The 15023-nt window shown below is 64.3% G+C and carries 21 protein-coding genes; 9 read left to right on the top strand and 12 right to left on the bottom strand.

The features are described from left to right. Positions 1–4: 4 nt before the first annotated feature. The 4 genes from C1922_RS10330 to C1922_RS10315 form a co-directional block, all read right to left on the bottom strand. A complete protein-coding gene (locus C1922_RS10330; protein WP_108749663.1) occupies positions 5–1822 on the bottom strand; it encodes a glycoside hydrolase family 15 protein in 1818 nt (605 codons plus the stop codon). Further along, entirely contained in the window at positions 1819–2715 is an 897-nt protein-coding gene (locus C1922_RS10325; protein ID WP_108749662.1) for an SDR family oxidoreductase, read from the bottom strand. The genes C1922_RS10330 and C1922_RS10325 overlap by 4 nt, the downstream gene beginning before the upstream one ends. A 36-nt stretch (positions 2716–2751) precedes the next feature. Beyond that, complete coding sequence (locus C1922_RS10320) at positions 2752–3618, bottom strand: SDR family oxidoreductase (RefSeq protein ID WP_108749661.1); 867 nt, start codon at positions 3616–3618, stop codon at positions 2752–2754. Between the two features lie 93 nt (positions 3619–3711). Then, positions 3712–4098 carry a sensory rhodopsin transducer gene (locus C1922_RS10315; RefSeq protein ID WP_108749660.1) on the bottom strand — a complete coding sequence of 129 codons (387 nt, stop codon included), beginning with the start codon at positions 4096–4098 and terminating at the stop codon, positions 3712–3714. Positions 4099–4279: 181 nt separating this feature from the next. Here C1922_RS10315 and cho point away from each other — a divergent pair, with 181 nt between their 5' ends. Beyond that, positions 4280–5137, top strand: a complete 858-nt coding sequence (gene cho / locus C1922_RS10310) for an excinuclease Cho (RefSeq protein ID WP_108749659.1) — start codon at positions 4280–4282, stop codon at positions 5135–5137. 80 nt (positions 5138–5217) lie between these two features. Then, entirely contained in the window at positions 5218–5694 is a 477-nt protein-coding gene (locus C1922_RS10305) for a YetF domain-containing protein (protein WP_108749658.1), read from the top strand. A gap of 5 nt (positions 5695–5699) precedes the next feature. Here the strand turns inward: C1922_RS10305 and C1922_RS10300 are convergent, their stop codons facing one another. Continuing rightward, on the bottom strand, positions 5700–6338 hold the full coding sequence (locus C1922_RS10300; RefSeq protein ID WP_108749657.1) for a DUF6766 family protein: 639 nt from the start codon (positions 6336–6338) through the stop codon (positions 5700–5702). A 211-nt stretch (positions 6339–6549) separates the two neighbouring features. Here C1922_RS10300 and C1922_RS10295 point away from each other — a divergent pair, with 211 nt between their 5' ends. From C1922_RS10295 to C1922_RS10280, 4 genes are all read left to right on the top strand, one after another. Beyond that, positions 6550–7713, top strand: coding sequence for a zinc-dependent alcohol dehydrogenase (locus tag C1922_RS10295; RefSeq protein ID WP_108749656.1), 1164 nt, complete (start codon positions 6550–6552; stop codon positions 7711–7713). Continuing rightward, complete coding sequence (locus tag C1922_RS10290; RefSeq protein WP_234413277.1) at positions 7710–8207, top strand: hypothetical protein; 498 nt, start codon at positions 7710–7712, stop codon at positions 8205–8207. The genes C1922_RS10295 and C1922_RS10290 overlap by 4 nt, the downstream gene beginning before the upstream one ends. Beyond that, the gene (locus C1922_RS10285; RefSeq protein ID WP_108749655.1) at positions 8204–8521 is read left to right on the top strand and encodes a hypothetical protein; all 318 of its coding nucleotides are present in this window, start codon (positions 8204–8206) and stop codon (positions 8519–8521) included. The genes C1922_RS10290 and C1922_RS10285 overlap by 4 nt, the downstream gene beginning before the upstream one ends. A gap of 71 nt (positions 8522–8592) precedes the next feature. Continuing rightward, positions 8593–9006: a BLUF domain-containing protein gene (locus C1922_RS10280; protein ID WP_108751558.1), complete on the top strand. Its 414-nt coding sequence runs from the start codon at positions 8593–8595 to the stop codon at positions 9004–9006. A gap of 19 nt (positions 9007–9025) precedes the next feature. Here the strand turns inward: C1922_RS10280 and C1922_RS10275 are convergent, their stop codons facing one another. Together C1922_RS10275 and C1922_RS10270 are read right to left on the bottom strand one after the other, a co-directional pair. Further along, a complete protein-coding gene (locus C1922_RS10275) occupies positions 9026–9211 on the bottom strand; it encodes a hypothetical protein (protein WP_108749654.1) in 186 nt (61 codons plus the stop codon). A gap of 20 nt (positions 9212–9231) precedes the next feature. Next, a complete protein-coding gene (locus tag C1922_RS10270) occupies positions 9232–9633 on the bottom strand; it encodes a response regulator (RefSeq protein ID WP_108749653.1) in 402 nt (133 codons plus the stop codon). Positions 9634–9815: 182 nt separating this feature from the next. Between C1922_RS10270 and C1922_RS10265 the strand changes: the two genes are divergently transcribed. The 3 genes from C1922_RS10265 (at position 9816) to C1922_RS10255 (ending at position 11468) form a co-directional block, all read left to right on the top strand. After that, a complete protein-coding gene (locus C1922_RS10265; RefSeq protein ID WP_234413501.1) occupies positions 9816–10166 on the top strand; it encodes a hypothetical protein in 351 nt (116 codons plus the stop codon). A 13-nt stretch (positions 10167–10179) separates the two neighbouring features. Then, entirely contained in the window at positions 10180–10953 is a 774-nt protein-coding gene (locus C1922_RS10260; protein WP_108749652.1) for a DUF72 domain-containing protein, read from the top strand. A 92-nt stretch (positions 10954–11045) separates the two neighbouring features. Beyond that, positions 11046–11468, top strand: coding sequence for a BLUF domain-containing protein (locus tag C1922_RS10255; protein WP_108749651.1), 423 nt, complete (start codon positions 11046–11048; stop codon positions 11466–11468). Here C1922_RS10255 and C1922_RS10250 read toward each other — a convergent pair whose 3' ends face one another. From C1922_RS10250 to C1922_RS10230, 5 genes are all read right to left on the bottom strand, one after another. Then, positions 11469–12047: an isochorismatase family cysteine hydrolase gene (locus tag C1922_RS10250; protein ID WP_108749650.1), complete on the bottom strand. Its 579-nt coding sequence runs from the start codon at positions 12045–12047 to the stop codon at positions 11469–11471. Then, positions 12044–12334 (bottom strand): hypothetical protein, encoded by a 291-nt coding sequence (locus tag C1922_RS10245; protein ID WP_108749649.1) that lies wholly within the window; start codon positions 12332–12334, stop codon positions 12044–12046. The genes C1922_RS10250 and C1922_RS10245 overlap by 4 nt, the downstream gene beginning before the upstream one ends. 74 nt (positions 12335–12408) lie before the next feature. Beyond that, entirely contained in the window at positions 12409–12906 is a 498-nt protein-coding gene (locus C1922_RS10240; protein WP_108749648.1) for a ferritin-like domain-containing protein, read from the bottom strand. A 160-nt stretch (positions 12907–13066) separates the two neighbouring features. Then, positions 13067–14449 (bottom strand): alpha/beta fold hydrolase, encoded by a 1383-nt coding sequence (locus C1922_RS10235; protein ID WP_234413499.1) that lies wholly within the window; start codon positions 14447–14449, stop codon positions 13067–13069. 119 nt (positions 14450–14568) lie between these two features. Next, positions 14569–14994 (bottom strand): GNAT family N-acetyltransferase, encoded by a 426-nt coding sequence (locus C1922_RS10230; protein ID WP_108749647.1) that lies wholly within the window; start codon positions 14992–14994, stop codon positions 14569–14571. Positions 14995–15023 lie beyond the last annotated feature (29 nt).

Raw genomic sequence — 15023 nt, 5'->3', positions numbered from 1 at the left:
AGGTTCACTGCCCATCCACCGCGAACGCCGCGTGCACCAGCGCCAGATGGCTAAGGCCCTGCGGGGTGTTCCCCAGCCCTTGCTCGGTAAAAGCGTCCCACATCTCGGGCATCAGTCCCACGTCGTTGCGAACACGCTGCAACAGGGCATGGAACAGCCGATGCGCTTCCTCCTGCTCTCCCAGCAAGCCATATGCCTCCACCATCCAGAACGCGCAGCTGATGAACGTGCCTTCGCACTGCTGCATGCCGCTGTAGCGCCACAGCAGATCGCCACTGGCATCACTCAGTTCACGGCGCAGCGCTTCGCGGGTGGCGATGAACCGCTCGCGTCGCGCCTGTGCCAGGCCGAAGCGGGATGCCAGCATCAGGCTTGCATCCAGTCGGTCACTGCCGGCGTGCATCACATAGCTCTGCTTCTCCTCGTGCCAGCAATGCGTGTCGATCCAGTGCAGAATGCGGTCGCGCTCGCGCTGCCAGCGGGGCAGACGGGCGCGGGTGATGTGGCCCTGTTCGGCCAGTTCACACGCACGGCGCAGCGCCATCCAGCATTCTACCTTTGACATGGTGTAGTGCTGCAGGTCCTCCAGCTCCCAGAAGCCGCAGTCCTTGCGCATCCAGCGGTCGGCGCATTCGTCGGCCAGCTCGAACAACAGCCGGGCAGTGGCCGGGTCCAGAACATGGCCTGCCTCGATCATGCGGCTGGCCATTTCCATCACATCGCCGTAGACGCAGGTCTGCAACTGGTCGGTTGCGGTATTGCCTACCCGCACCGGCTGGCTGCCGTGATAGCCGGGGATGTCGATGTAACGCTCCTGTTCAACCGTCTCGCCGCCCAAGGTGTAGCAGGGCCGCAGCGCCGGGCGATGTCTGCCGATGGTGGTCATCAACCAGCTGAAACCGGCCTTGGCGTCGGGCAGGGCGCCCACGCGCAGGAACGCTTTGATGATGTAGGCGGCATCGCGCACCCAGGCGTAGCGGTAGTCCCAGTTCTTGTCACCGCCGAGGCGTTCCGGCAGTGAAGCGGTCACGGCTGCGGCAATGGCGCCGGTGGGTGAGAACCACAGGAACTTCAACGCCAGCGCCGAGCAGATCACTTCGCTGCGCTGGCGGCTGTCGCAGTGCAGATCCGCGACCCATTGCTGCCATTCGCGATCAGAGCGGTCAATGCGGGTGTCGATATCGTCCAATGGTGGAACGGGAAGCACCTCGTCCTGCGACGCGAGCAACGCGACAATACAGCGGTAGCCCGCCGTCACGCGCAGTTGCCCCTGCACGTCGCGGTCGTCACACAGCGTGATGTGGGTGTCTTCGGGATAGCGCAGCATCGTCATCACCGGACCCACGTGGTGTACGCAGCCATTGGGTGTATCGCTCATCCACGGCGTGCAGGTGCCGGCCCGGGTGCCCGGCTGGTAGTGCAGGTCGAAGATCACCTCGCCTTCCAGCCCTTCCACCCGCCTGGCCAGCTCGGACCACGGCAGGCGCCCGGCCGGACCGCTGTTCAGCGATTCGGTAACACGGGCGAATCCGGTGGAAGTGCGGATCTCCGTTTCAAGCACGTTGCTGTCGGCCTTGTAGCGCCGGTGTACAGATACGATGTCCCGAGCCTGCAGCGCAAAGCGCCCGCCGGCCATGGCGTCCAGCAGACGATCAAACAGCGGGGGCGAATCCATGTTTGGCGCGCACCACCAGTCGATGCAGCCATCAGGTGCAATCAGTGCCGTGGAGCGGCCATCGCCGATGGCCGCGTAGGCATGGATGGGTGCATGCCCCTGCGCGTCACGTGCGGGGCTTACCCCGCTGTCTGGCGCGGACCTCACGGAAGCAGCATGCCGCCGGTGGCACCAATCACCTCGCCGGTGATGTAGCTCGATTCCTGGGTGGCCAGGAGCACGTAGGCCGGCGCCATCTCCACCGGCTGGCCAGCACGCTTCAGTGGTGTCTGCGCTCCGAACTCTGGAATGGCCTCTGGCGGCTGACCGCCCGCCGGCTGCAACGGGGTCCAGATCGGGCCCGGGGCTACGGCGTTCACCCGGATGCCGCGCTCGGCGACCTGCTGAGCCAGTGATTTGGTGAAGTTGACAATGGCCGCCTTGGTCGGCGCGTAATCCAGCAGATTGGGCGAAGGCTGATAAGCCTGGATGGAGGCGGTGTTGATGATGGTGGCGCCTGCGGGCAGGTGCGGCAGGGCCGCCTTGCACACCCAGAACAGCGCATGCACGTTGGTACGGAATGTGGCCTCGAACTGCTCGGTGTCCAGATCCTCGATCTTCTCCACGGCCAGCTGCTTACCGGCAATATTGGCCAGAACGTCCAGGCCGCCCAGCGCATCCACGGTCTTGGCCACCAAGTCGCAGCAGAACGCCTCGTCCTGCAGGTCGCCGGGCAGGGCAATGGCCTTGCGACCTTCGGCCTCGATCAGCGCGACCACCTCGGCGGCGTCCGCCTCTTCCTCGGGCAGGTAGTTCAACGCTACATCGGCACCCTCGCGAGCGAAGGCAATGGCCACGGCGCGGCCGATGCCCGAATCTGCACCGGTCACCAGCGCCTTGCGGCCCTTCATGCGGCCCAGGCCTATGTAGCTCTTCTCGCCGTGGTCGGCCTTTGGGCTGAGCTCATGCACGGTGCCGGGGGGCGTCTGCACCTGCGCCGGGTAGGTCGGCTGTGGGAACTGGGTGAGTGGATTCTGCATCTCGTACTGGTTGCGGGTCATTTCAGCGTTCCTTGGGGGAGGAAGGGAGGGGACGGGTCAAAGCGTGACGGCGCCACCGGAAATGGTCAGCAGCGCGCCAGAGGTGTAACTGGCGCTGTCGGCGGCCAGCATTACGTAGGCCGAAGCCAGCTCTGCCGGCTGCCCTGGCCGGCCAAACGGCGTCTGGCTGCCGAACTGCTCAACCTCCTCGGCGGCCATGCCGGCGGGAATGAAGGGGGTCCAGATCGGGCCAGGCAATACCGCGTTCACCCGGATGCCTTTCTCTGCCAGCAGGCCGGCCAAACCGATGGTCAGATTCGCAACCGCGCCCTTGGTGGTCGAGTAGGGCAGGATGTTGGGCGTGGGCTTTTTGGAGTTGACCGACGCGGTGTTGATGACCGTGCCGCCGTCCTGCAGGTGTGGCACGCACAGCCGGGTCAGGTTGAATACCGCATGCACGTTGGTGTCGAACGTCTTGCGCCAGTCGTCCATGGTGATGTCATCGAACGACTCGTAATAGCGCTGGTACGCCGCGTTGTTAACCAGGATGTCCAGGCCGCCCAGCTCATGCACCACGCGCTTCACCAGCGCTTCGGCCTGCGTTTCATCACTGATGTCGCAGGGAATCAGCACCGACTTCTGGCCGGCCTCCTGTATCAGCTTGCCGATCGCGGCCGCATCGTCCTTCTCGGTTTCCAGGAAGGCGATGGCCACATCAGCGCCTTCGCGGGCGTAGGCAATGGCCACGGCAGCGCCAATGCCGCTGTCGCCGCCGGTGATGAGCGCCTTCTTGCCTTCCAGTTGTCGATGGCCCTTGTAGCTCTGCTCGCCGTGGTCCGGGCGCGGTTCCATCTTGCTGGTCTTGCCGGGGAAAGTCTGCTGCTGTGCCTTGAACGGCGGCTTCGGATACTGGGGGGCAGCCATCGGACGACTCCTTCGGAAGGGGAGTCGCTACTGTCTGCCTGAGTGGGTAAACGCAGTGGCCCGGTGGTGTCGCCGTGATGTGCACGGCGCGGCCTACAGCGGGTAGGCGATGGTGGTCATGATGCTGTTCTCTGCCTGGCGCGAATCCAGCCGTGTGTGCTGCACCACCACCGGCACGTCTGAATCGATCACGCAGGAAAAGCCCACGCCACGCGGCACCGGCGCCGGGTCCTGCAGGTCGTTGAAGCGCTTGTGGCAGCTGCGCTGCGCCGGCACCGTGAAGCGATAGGGACCCTGCGGATCGCGGTCTTCGAAGTACAGCATCAGGCTGATATGCGCATCGGCACCGCCCGCATTGAGAATGCAGCAGGTTTCGTGGCTCTGCAGTTCAGGCTCGGGCCCATTGCTCCAACCGGGGATGTAGCCTTCGGCAATGGCCCAGCGGGTACTGCCCAGCGCGGCATTGTTGCCATCGGTCATCTCGTGGCACCTTCAAAGGGGCGCTACAGAGTGGGCGTGCCAGGCAGCCACCACCGTGCAGACCGGGTGCGCGGCGCGTCAACGTGAAGCATTCAGCGCGGTGTCTGACCCCGCATTGGCGCCAGTCTGCCCGGTGCCTATGATGGGTCACTGCATTCATCGATTCCGATTGCCGCCTTACATGCCTTCAAGCGCACAGGCCGCGCGCCGTTCTGCCCGCACCGCCGGCTATGTCTTTCCTGAGCACCTGCGTGAGCAGGCCCGTGCCCTTCCTGCCCAGCCGGGTGTGTACACCTTCCACGGTCGCGAGGGTGGCTTGCCCCTGTATATCGGCAAGAGCGTGAACCTGCGCACCCGCGTGCTTGATCACCTGCGCACCCAGGAAGAAGCCGCGATGCTGCGTCAATCCGAACGCATCAGCCATGTGCCGATGGCCGGTGATCTGGGCGCACAGTTGCTGGAAGCCACAATGGTCAAGACGCATCGACCGCTCTATAACCGACTGCTGCGGCGGGTGCCGCGGCAATTCAGCCTGCGCCTTTACCGCGGCGAAGTGAGCGTGCTGCATTCGGCCGAAGTCGACCTGACATCGGCGCCGCTGCTGTACGGCGTCTACTCCAGTGAGCGTTCCGCCCGCGAAGCGCTGCGACGCCTGGCTGACGACAACCGCCTGTGCTATTCGCTGTTGGGCCTGGAGCGCCTGCCAACCGGGCGGCCGTGCTTCCGGTCGATGTTGGGCCAGTGCCTTGGCGCATGCTCCGGGCGCGAAAGCCTGGCCGAGCACCAGCGCCGGCTGACTGAGGCACTGGCCCTGCTGGAAGTCGCGCAATGGCCGTATGCAGGCCCGGTCGCCATCGAGGAACGCGGCCAGGGCCTGCGTCAATTCCACGTGGTGGATGGGTGGTTCTATCACGGCAGCGGCAAGACCCTGTCTGCAGCCCGGCGCCTGCGCCGTGGGCCTGCGCAGTTTGACCGCGACGCCTACCGCATCCTGCGCAAGGGCCTGTGCAGCGGCCAGTGGGCGCTGCATCCGCTGTAGACGCGGCCAGAAAGGCAGGTCACAAGGCGTGGACGTCCGCTTGGGTATGCCTGCTTGCAACACCATGCCGGGAGAAAATCGTGACTGACCTGTTGGATCTGGGAATGCCCTGGTTCGAATTCGTGCTGCGCGCCAGCGCGGTCTACATCGTCGTGCTGCTGCTCACCCGGCTCAGCGGCAAGCGCTCCATCGGGCAGTCTGCGCCGTTCGATATGCTGGTGATCGTGCTGCTGGGCACCGCGGTGCAGAACTCGCTGATCGGTGAGGACACTTCACTGCTGGGTGGGCTCATCCTGGCCGCGACGCTGCTGGGACTGAACTGGCTGGTGGGGTTTGCGACGGCACGCAACCGTCGCCTGCACCGCTGGGTTGAAGGTGCGCCGGTGGTACTGGTGCGCAACGGCAAGGTGTTCTGGGAGCAGTTGCGCCGCTGCAACGTGGCGCCGGAAGACCTGGATGTGGCCATGCGCAAGGCCGGTTGTGATGGCCACCACGAGATCGCGCTGGCCATGCTGGAAACGTCCGGCGAGATCAGCGTCGATTCGCGGCAGCGGTGAGCGCCTCAGTCACCGGTCTGTGAATGCGGTGCCTCCACTGCTTTCGACTGCGGCGAATCTTTCTGCCGCAGAAAAATGGTCAACACCACCAGCGCCAGCACCGCCAGGAACTCGCTCTGCCAGTTCTGCATGGACTCGAACCAGAAGGTGCTGCCTGAAACATGCTGCAGGAACCCAGGCGGTGGCAAGCCCTGCAGCTGCTTTTCCAGCTGTTGCGCCCGCCAGCTGCCCACCGCATGCAGGGCAAAGCTGAGCAGGAACATGAACCCGAATGCGATGGCAAGGGAGTGCCCGTAAAGCGTCTTCCACACGCCACCCCGCCGCACAGGCCATGGGGTAGGGCCCGGGGCGACGCGCGGGTTCTCCTGCGCAGGATCCAACGGTCGCGATTCAGCAGAGCCACGCTGGCGCAACGTAACGGTCAGCAGCACATACATGCCCATCTGCAGGAACTCGCTTTCCCAGTTCTCGAAGGTGGCGCTGATGAAATGACCGCTGCCCAGATAGTGCCAAACGTCCACGGGGGCGCGGCCGTGCTGCAGCAGTTCTTCGTTGTGCACCTGCAGGCCTGCCGCGATCTGGCCGCCCAGGAAGAGCAGCATCAGGGCCAGCAGGACCAAAGAGAGCCCATTGTGCTTCCACATGTGCACACCTCGCACCAGTTGATGCCGGCAGAGCCTGCGCGCACGCGTCGCAAGCGTCGGTGAACACCGCGCATTGCCGAAGTGACCATCGCTGCTGGACAGAACTGTTAAGCCAGCCATGCAGCTGGTAGACATCGTGCATACCTTCGGGTCACCCGGTCTGCCAGCGTGAGGTGCCACCCTTGAACTTCCTACCGCGCGGAGATTGACCATGCAGGCATTGACCTATCACGGCCGCAAGGACGTTCGGGTCGAAACCGTACCTGACCCGGTACTGGCGGCCGACGACGATCTGATCCTGCGGGTCACCGCCACCGCCATCTGCGGCTCCGACCTGCACCTGTACCGCGGCAAGATTCCCGACCTGCACACCGGCGACGTGCTGGGGCACGAATTCATGGGCGTGGTCGAAGAAGTCGGCCGCGGCGTCACCCAGGTCAAGCCGGGTGACCGGGTGGTCATTCCCTTCGTGATTGCCTGCGGCGAGTGCTTCCATTGCCAGTTGGCCGAATATGCCGCGTGTGAAACCACCAACCCGGGCAAGGGTGCGGCGCTGAATGCCAAGGGTCTGATGCCGCCGGCCGCACTGTTCGGCTACAGCCATCTTTATGGCGGGGTTGCCGGCGGACAGGCCGAGTATGTGCGCGTGCCCAAGGCAAATGTCGGGCCGCTGCGCATTCCGGAAGGCGCAGCCGACGAACAGGTACTGTTCCTGTCAGACATCCTGCCTACCGGCTACCAGGCGGCATTGAATGCTGGGGTGAAGCCGGGTTCGACAGTGGCCATCTTCGGCGCCGGCCCGGTAGGCCTGATGAGTGCGGCCTGCTGCCGGTTGCTGGGCGCTGAAACGATCTTCATGGTAGACCATCTTCCGTACCGTCTGGACTTCGCCCGGCGTACGTACGGGGTTACGCCCATCGATTTCAGCAAGGTGGACGACCCCGCCGACTACATCGTCAGCCAGACGGGCGGGCGCGGCGTGGATGCCTGCATCGAGGCGGTCGGCTTCGAGGCAGAGGGCAGCGCGCTGGAAAGTGCGTTGACCGCCGTGAAGCTTGAGGGTAGTAGTGGCGTGGCCATTCGCCAGTGCATTGCGGCAGCCCGGCGCGGCGGGGTGGTGAGCATTCCGGGCGTGTATGCCGGTTTCATCCATGGCTTCCTGCTGGGCGATGCGTTCGACAAGGGGCTGACCTTCAAGATGGGGCAGACGCACGTGCAGGGACTGATGCCCGAACTTCTGACCGCCATTCTGGAAGGAAAGCTGGACCCCGGGAACATCATTTCGCACCGTATGACGCTTGCCGAAGCCGCCCGGGGCTATGCGATGTTCGACGCCAAGGACGACGATTGCCGGAAAATCGTGCTGACCCCATGACGACGGCCGGCACCATGGCCTGCCTGTATGCCATCTGGCTGCTGGCAGGCACGGTGGATTTTCACTTCCATCGGCGCACGGATATCGCACATACGTCCGGGCTGCGCGAGAGCGCGCTGCACGGGGTGCAACTGGCTCTGATCGGGGCAGGCGTGCTGGCATGGCTGTTACTTGCTCCCAGTCGGGGTCTGGCCCTGCTGCTCTTCGCGTTGGTCACGATGCATGCGGTAGTCGGTTATCTCGACACCGTCAGCGCAGACGGCCGCCGGCGGATCAGCCCAGCCGAACAGCACGTGCACAGTGTCCTGGATATCGCACCGTGGGCTTTTCTGCTGTGGATCGCATTGCAGGCCGATCCAGCCTGGACGCTGCAGCAGCAGACAGCACCCCCGTGGCTGTGGTGGGCCAGCTTGCTCCCTGCTGTCTTGATCGTGGGGATTCCGTGGCTGTACGAACTCCGGCGTTGCCTTTCCGCTGCGGGAACGCGCATATGAACGGTTCACTGCCGATAACCCCGGATGGCCGCTACATCGTGGTGCGTGGGCGTCTGTGGCGCGCCAGCAATCCCCATTTGTCAGCAGCCGAGCGGGAGCAGTGGGTGGCACGGCTGATGACGGGTCGACGGGCAGTGCAGGCGGCCATGCGGGCGGGCAATCGCGAAGCGCTGCGCAGGGCGCGACGCGCAGTGGACGAGGCCAAGCGCGGATTGGGCGAGCGGGGACCGGTCTGGTGGCAAGATGGAGACCAGGACTACAACCGTCACCTGGTGAAAAACAGCCCGTACGCAGACTGGTTCGAGAAAACCTGAAACTCACGCAGTATTACAGCGCGTGTGAGATTCTGACGTGCAGCAGATTGCTGCGTTCGCTGGAGAATATCGTGCCCCTACGCGCCATCGCCTACGCAAGTGAGGCGGTGCCAGGGCTGTCCATCGACAATGTGGATGACCTCACTCGTGCCGCCGCCCGCTTCAATCTGGAAGCAGGTGTGACCGGCGTCCTGCTGTACGACGGCTCCCGCTTCCTGCAGTACATCGAAGGGCCGGATGACAGCATCAACGTAGTATATGACCGCATCCTCTCCGCCCGCAGCCATCATGAGCTTGTAGAGCTGGGCAGGGCGCGCATTTCCGCCCGGTTCTTTCCCTACTGGTCCATGCGCTGGCTTCCGGCCCAGCCGACCGATATCCGCATCATCTGCGCGGGCGACTGGACTGGACTGAACCGTAATGGCGGCGTCCGCCGCCTGGGCGGCCTGGTCTCACAGCATCTTGCCTCGCCACCGGCTGCATAGTGCTGCAATCCGGCAGCTCTCACCCGCGCTTGTTGCCGGTGGGATCTGCCGGCGGGGCTTCATAATCCTCCGGGTGTGCGGTCTCGTCCTGTTCCGGCATGTTCTTTTCCTTCTTCCAACTGCGGTCAGTGCGCACTTTGTCCGGGGTGTGCGCCTTGTCCTGATCGCTGGCGTCGCCAGTGGGATTGAAAGGCAGCGTGCTCATGGGCGTCTCCTGGTAGTCGATCATCCGCTGGATCGGGTGCCGAGCCGACCCCTCTGGATCGTGGCGCTGACAGCTTCCTGCAACTGGGGAATGTGGAAAGGCTTTGCCACGAAACGGGCACGTTGGTGCCGGGCCGGCACCACCTGTTCGTATACGGCGGAGGCAAACAGGTAGGGAACGCCAAGATCGGCCAGGCGATCAGCCACCGGAAACACCACGCCGTCGCGCAGCTCAATGTCCAGAATGGCGGCGTCGAAATGCCCATCCTTCAGCAGGCTGATCGCCTCGAAAACGCTGTAGGCGTGGGTCACTTCGTTGCCCTGGTCTACCAGGGCCTGCTCCACCAGTTCAGCCAGATCGAATTCATCTTCCACCAACAGCAGGTTGCATCCTGCTTCCGCGCCGCGTGTTGTGTCGTGCATGTCGTTTACTGCTCTATCTCTTGCGTTATCCCCACTGTGTACTTCGGCCCATCAAGATCACGGCTTTTCGCCGTGTGCAACATGCGAAGAAGGCTCGTACACGCGTCCACTGCGCGCTGTTGACGCGCCATTGGCGCAGCCCGTGGATACTTCGGCCGTCGCCATTTCGGGAGCCGTTGCCCATGAATTGCCGGGAAAGCGCACAGCAGCCCAAGGTTGTCCGGCTGGAAACCATGCCGCTGGACTGCGGCGAATCGGTCGTCGTGGTGGAGCTGGCCTGCGCCCCAGGCAAGGCCTGGGCGAAGGCACTGAAGCGGGTGTTGGCGTCTACCGATGGACTGGAGTCGGCACGCACGCGCTGCGACGGCCGCTTTGTCTACATCATCGGTGTCGAGCCGGCGCAGCGCGGGTATGCACACCGCATCAACCAGGCCTTGGCCCTGGCCAGCGAGCGAAGCCAGGCGCGGGACGCTTCCAGCCCACAGGGCCTCTCGGGATCGCATGCTTTGCCATTGGCCGCGATCAGCCCATGAACACGGCGAGTGCATGAGCAGGCAAGACACAGTGGAAGCTCCCAGCGACCTGCGTGTGGGTTGCGCGGGCTGGTCATTGCCATCTGCGAACGCGGGCAAATTCGGCCCAGGCCAGACTGCCCTGCAACGCTACGCCACGCGGTTCAACGTGGTGGAGATAAACTCGTCGTTCTATCGGCAGCATAAGCCAGAGACCTATGCGCGCTGGGCGCAGAGTGTCCCAGCCGGCTTCCGCTTCTGTGTGAAGCTGCCGCAGACGATCAGCCATGAGCGTGCACTGCTGGGTGCCGCACCATTGTTGGATGGATTTCTGCGGGGCGTGGAGCGGCTGGGTGACCGGCTGGGGGTGCTGCTGCTACAGCTTCCGCCCAGCGCAGCCTACAACGGGCGGGTGGCTTCGGCATTCTTCCGTGCCCTGCGTTACCGCAGCAGCGCTCCGGTCGCTTGTGAGCCGCGCCACCAAAGCTGGTTCACCGCGCAAGCCGATTCACTGATGGCCCGCCATGATGTGGCCCGGGTAGCAGCCGATCCCGCGCGGTACCCGCTCGCCGGGCAACCCGGCGGTGCTCGGCATTGGAGCTACTGGCGGTGGCACGGCCGCCCGCGCATGTACTACAGCGCCTATGAAGCGGCTGATCTGAGGGACCTCGCAGGTCGCTGCAGCGAATCGGCGAGGACGGGGCCGGCATGGGTGATCCTGGACAATACTGCCCAGGGCCATGCCGTCGCCAATGCGTTGGAATTGCAGGGACTTCTGCAACCAACGCGCCGAACGAGGCCGCGCTGAGGCGGTTTTCACAGCTGAATGGCGGCTCGACTACTGCGCGTTGACGCGCAATGCGTACATTCACTCCCCAGGCAAAATCCACTCTTCGCACCATGGTAAACCGCGCTATCGCCTATGCCAGCGAGGCAGTCTCCAGCCTCGACCCCGACCGTCTGGCCCACCTGATAGACGACGCTGCACGATTCAACCGCGAAGCCGGCATCACCGGCGTCCTGCTGTTTGATGGGCAGCGCTTCCTGCAATACCTAGAGGGGCCGGAGGATGCCCTGAAGATCGCTTACAGTCGAATCCTTGCGGCCAGCAGCCACCGGGAGATCATCGAACTTGCGCGCGGGCGCGTAGGGCGGCGCATGTTTCCGTACTGGTCGATGCGTCTGCTGCCCACGGGTGACCGTGAACTGAGCCAGGCCGCCCATGCCGACTGGCGCGGCTTTGTGAAACGGGCAGGGCGGGAGGGCAGCCCTTGGGCGGCCATGGATTATCTCGCTGCCGTGGCCGAACCGCATCTGGCGTGATCAATCGGTGCGTTGATCGTCCTCGGCACCCTCCAACAGTGCGACCACTTCGCGATTGCCGAGCACCTGGGCGGCCTCTGAACGCTGCAGCAGCTGCAGCGCGGGCTGGCGACGGTCGGGCAGAGCGGCAGTCGCCTCCCATGCGACGACGGTTTCGTACTCACGGGAATTGGCGTCCAATGCCGTGGCCAGGACGCACGCGTCCAGCGCCATGCCCGCAAGTACCACGCGGCGAACCTGCAGCTTGGCCAGCAGCACCGGCAGCGGCGTAGCCAAGAACGCCGAGTGCTTTGGCTTGAGAATGAAGTAATGGGACGGTTCCGGCGCGAGCTTCAATGCAATCTGAGCGGCCGCGCCGCCCTGCTTGCGGCAGGATGCCACCAGCCCGGGGAAGTCGCGCTTCCAGTCGCCGAAATTGTCGTTTGCGTAGATCACCGGCATGCCGCGCTTATCGAACGCGGCGCGAAGCGCGGCAGCCTTTTCAGCAGCCTGTACGGCCAGGGGCGCGATGCGACGTCCCCCCGGGAAGTCGAACAGGCTGAACAGGTCAATGATGATCAACGCACTGCGTGAGCTCATGGCACGACCTCTTTGTGCGGTACCTCGCCGCTAAGTTTGCGCCGGCGCCAGGCCATCAGCTGGCCTACGATCGCGGTCATGAGCAGCAGCGCGTTGGTCACTACGAAAACGGTAGCGCCCAGCATCACGCTGTAGATGGTGAAGAGCGCCGAGGCAGTCATCTGGCCCAGGAACAGCCACTTCGAGACGGTTTCGGGGTGGGGCGACCGCCACTGCTTCACCATCTGCCGGATCAGTGTAGCCATCAGTACTGCGGTTGCGGCCCAGCCGAAGACATCTGGATGCATGCAGGCCTCCCAGGGGCATGCCGTAAGTCAGGCGCCGCCTTCCTCGGCGGCGCCGTGGAACGGAGGACTCGGGCTCACGCCGCCTGCGCCGCCTTGGCGTTGCCGCCCCCCTTGGCCAGCAGGGTCAGTTTCTCGTCGGTGGCCTTTTCTTCTTCCAGGGTTTCAAGCAACAGCGGCAGCGCGTCCTTGTAGCCCAGCTGCTTGGCCAAGGCCGCGATCGTGCCGTAGGACGCAATCTCGTAGTGCTCGACCTTCTGTGCGCCGCCTATCAGTGCGGCATCGCGCACGGGCCCCTTGTCGATGGCATCGATCACTTCCTTGCCTTCTTCCACCAGACCTTCCATGGCCGCGCACTTGATGCGCTTCAGGCGGATGCCCAGCACGTCCACCACCTGGTCGATCCGCTCGATCTGCCCCTGTGTTTCTTCCAGATGCATTTCGAAGGCCGCGGCAAGGTCAGGATTCTCGGCTGCGCGGGCCAGGCGAGGCAGGGCCTTTGTCAGCTGCTTCTCCGCGCTGTAGATATCGGAAAGTTCATGGATGAACAGGTCTTCTGCAGTCTTGATCGCCATGCGGGTGCACTCCAGCGTTGAAGGAGTACACAGCGTAGAGGGCGGGCTGGCAACCCGGCTCAAAGACCCGGTGAAGAAACCATCCCGGCCCGCCACGCCTTCGTCGCATGGCGTTAGCAACTGCAGCTGAGCGTCTGCACCGGAAACCAGGATTTCCTCATCATCGAAGCATCTCCTGATCCGTGGACTCGGCACAGCGTTCGTCCACCGCCTTGCCATCAACAAATCGTCCAACTGCGGCAACAAAACAGCGCGGCGCAACCAGCGCCAACAGATGGGCGCCGCGGTCGATCGTGTGGAACGTCACGGCCCCCGACCTGCCAAGCGCCTCAGCATGTTCCTGGGCGCCGGCGTATGCAGTATTCGGGTCCAGGGTGCCCTGCAGGATCAACGTTCGGGGCAGGGTGGCAGGAGATTGTCCGAACCACGCATCGCGCGGGTAGCGCGGCACGCTTGCGTTCACCAGCAGGCCGGGAATCGGGCTGACGAACAGCGCGTCCTCGGCCTCCGCATGGACCATTTCAAGGGTCAGTGCCGGACGTGCGTTGTTCTCAGAAGCGGCGATGAGCATCACCAGCGGCAACGCCGGTTGATTGTTTCCTGCCTGACCCAGCCGCGCCAGTGCCGTCTGCCAGTCCTTCACCGTGGCAAGCAGCGAGCGTGCATCGCCATCGGAGAGATCCCGCACGATCGCTGGAATTCGATCCCGCAGCAGCGGGAAGCTCAGCAGCGCACCGAAGAACCGGCGCAGGTCGCCGCCTGGCACGTCCTTCAGCCACGCGGCCTCCTTCACTGCAAGCAGTGCCCGGTAGCGTTCAAGGCTGCGCTCATCCATGCTCTGCCGGCCCACGTGGTCAACAAGCGCCGTGCGTCGGCTGAGATCCCAACGCTCGGTGGTCTCCGGCGGTACCAGCCCATCCAAGAGGAGGGCATCCACCCGCAGATCATTGACCTGCAGCGCACGCAGCGCGAGCTGGGTGCCGTAGGAGACGCCATACAGCATTACCTTGCCGCCACGAGTCTCCTGCCGCATCAACATGCCCAGATCCTGGGCGGCCTCGGTAATGGAAAACGCCAACGTCCGTTGCGCGTTGGTGTACATGCTGCCGATGCACGGGCCCCATTCGGCTCCCGCCAGCCCGGTGCCTTCCGGGCTGTCAGGGGATTCCTGGACAGGACAGATCCGTGACGACCGCCCCGTGCCCCGGTGATCGGGAATCACCAGATCAAACCCGGGAAATGCCTGTTGGTAAGTCTGGATCATGGGATACAGGGAGGCCCCTGACTCGCCCGGGCCACCTGAGAGCAGCCAGACTTCACCCCGCCTCGGCATGGCGGCGCCAGCGGGTATGCGTCGCAGGAACAACGATATGCGCTCGCCAGAAGGGTCCGAATGGCGCAGTGGCACTTCCACCGTGGCGCATTGCGATCCGCGTAAAGCGGGCGACGCGTCATCCACGCAGGCAATCACGCCGGCTGCGGACGCATTGGCGATAATGGGAGAAATCAGGAGCAACAACGCCCACAGCGCACCACGGTGCATCGGCCATCCCCTGGCTTGAATGAGCGCCTACGATGGATGCGCGGGGCGGCGGTGGCGAATGCCGGAAGTCATCCATGTGGCAGTGGCACCGGCCCAGGAAGATGCCAGGCCCGGAGGGTTCACGCCAGCCGCTTGCTCATGAAAACCCGCGCGTGCCCCGCTGGGTAATCTTCAAGCCGCGCAAAAACCCGATAGTCATGGCGCGCGTAGAATCCCTCGGCCTGCCAATCGAAGGTATCCAGGCGGGCGGAGTGGGCGCCCAGCGCACACGCCCGCTGCTCGCACACCTCCAGCAATGCCGCCCCCAGTGCTGTGGATCGCTGCGCAGGCTCAACCCAGAGCACGTGAATCTCAAGCCAGCCGAGTGCCACCTCCGCCAGAATGCCCCCCAGCAGCGCGCCCTGAGCGTCGCGTGCCACCAGCCTCAGCTCGGCTTCCTGGCAGCCACCGGTGAAGGGTCCGTTGAACTGCTGAAGCGATGTGCAGAGGTGTTCAACCTCTTCGGGTGTCGCCGGCATCAGGGCGACACCGTCCTGGCTTTCCATGTTCTCTCCTTGCCCGTGCGTGCCGCCTG

It is taken from the genome of Stenotrophomonas sp. ZAC14D2_NAIMI4_7 (assembly GCF_003086675.1).
Classification (GTDB): Bacteria; Pseudomonadota; Gammaproteobacteria; order Xanthomonadales; family Xanthomonadaceae; genus Stenotrophomonas.
This window is presented reverse-complemented; position numbering and strand designations above follow the sequence as displayed.